Consider the following 1,138-nt stretch of genomic DNA (forward strand, 5'->3'; position numbering starts at 1 on the left):
CCTCGCGTTCTTCATCGTGCTGGTGTCGCTGCTGGTGCAGGGCACAAGCCTGCCGTGGGTCGCCAGACTGCTCAAGGTGACGGTGCCGCCGGAGCCGGCGCCGATCTCCCGTTCGGCGCTGGAAGTGCACATCACCAGCGAGTGGGAACTGTTCGTCTACAAGCTCGGCGCGGAGAAATGGTGCATCGGTTCACCGCTGCGCGAGCTGAAAATGCCCGAAGGCACGCGTATCGCCGCGCTGTTTCGTGGTCAGCAACTGCTCCATCCGTCGGGTAGTACGGTGCTGGAAGTCGATGATTTGCTGTGTGTTATCGGCCATGAACACAACTTGCCGGCGCTCGGAAAACTGTTCAGTCAGGCGCCACAACGTGGTCTGGATCTGCGCTTCTTCGGCGACTTTGTCCTCGAAGGAGACGCCCAGCTTAAAGCGGTTGCAGCGCTGTACGGGTTGCCGGCCGAGGGTATCGATCCGGACATGACCCTGGGCGAGTTCATTGCGCACAAAGTCGGTGGTGCACCGATCGTGGGTGACCAGGTGGAATGGAACAACACCCACTGGACGGTTGCGGTCATGGACGGGAACAAGATCGGCAAAGTGGGCGTCAGATTCCCCGAAGGAAGTCGCCCGGGCCCCGGGCTCTTCCTCTAAACTGCGTCCACTCTCACTTGCTTGACCGGTCTCTATGCCTACCCTGCGCTCATTCTTTTTCGCGGCCCTGCTGGGCCTGAGTCTTTCCGTCGGCCCGCTGTACGCCGCCGAACCGCCGTCCAGCGAAGCCGTGCAGGCCAGCCTGGACAAACTGGCTGACAGCAAACTGCCGGATGCCGATAAAAAGAGCCTGCAAACGGTCCTGCAAAACACGCTCAATCAGCTCAACAACCGGCGCGATTACGACCAGAAGCTGATCGATCTCAAACAGCAGCTGGCCTCTGCCCCTCGGCAGACCATCGAGAACACCCGCGAACTGGCCCGTCTCAAGGCCACGGCGGTGGCGCCGATGGCGCAGCGTTTCCCCAAGGAGTCGATTGCGCAGCTGGAGCAGATCCTCACCGACCGCTCGACCCAGCAAAGCGATCTGCAAAAGGCTCTGGCCGACGCCAACAGCCTGATCATCACCGCGCAGACCCGCCCCGAGCG

1 protein-coding gene and 1 pseudogene are annotated in these 1,138 nt (G+C 61.7%); both read left to right on the forward strand.

The annotated features are described in order from the left end of the window. A partial coding sequence (locus DBR18_RS10290; protein ID WP_305891533.1) for a transporter associated domain-containing protein occupies positions 1-649 on the forward strand: 649 nt, incomplete at its 5' end. Positions 650-683: 34 nt separating this feature from the next. Then, positions 684-1,138 (forward strand): annotated as a pseudogene (locus DBR18_RS10295) (mechanosensitive channel MscK); the annotation flags it as partial.

Source organism: Pseudomonas sp. HMWF021 (assembly GCF_003061005.1).
Lineage (GTDB): Bacteria > Pseudomonadota > Gammaproteobacteria > Pseudomonadales > Pseudomonadaceae > Aquipseudomonas.